1 protein-coding gene is annotated in these 259 nt (G+C 73.0%); it reads right to left on the bottom strand.

Annotation, left to right across the window (positions count from 1 at the left end; genetic code table 11):
• Positions 1-91 precede the first annotated feature (91 nt).
• Positions 92-259: hypothetical protein (locus FLQ44_RS24910; protein WP_439144923.1), on the bottom strand; the 168-nt coding region annotated here is incomplete at its 5' end.

The raw sequence follows: 259 nt of genomic DNA, 5'->3' as shown, positions 1-259 counted from the left end.
AGAAGGTCCGGGACGAGCGACGCCCGCAGCCGGCCGCGCGCCAGCGCGTCGCGGGTCGTGACCGAGGCGGTCTGCTCGCCGACACGGGCCATCAGGCGGATGCTTTCACCAGCCGGGCTATCACGTCGCGCACGTTCATGCCTTCGGCGCGGGCGGCGAAGGTCAGCGCCATGCGGTGCTGCAGCACCGGCTCTGCGAGCGCGTGAACATCGTCCACGGAAGGAGCCAGGCGCCCGTCATAGAGCGCGCGGGCGCGGGC

This window comes from Vogesella mureinivorans, from assembly GCF_007644035.1.
Taxonomy (GTDB): domain Bacteria; phylum Pseudomonadota; class Gammaproteobacteria; order Burkholderiales; family Chromobacteriaceae; genus Vogesella; species Vogesella mureinivorans.
This window is presented reverse-complemented; position numbering and strand designations above follow the sequence as displayed.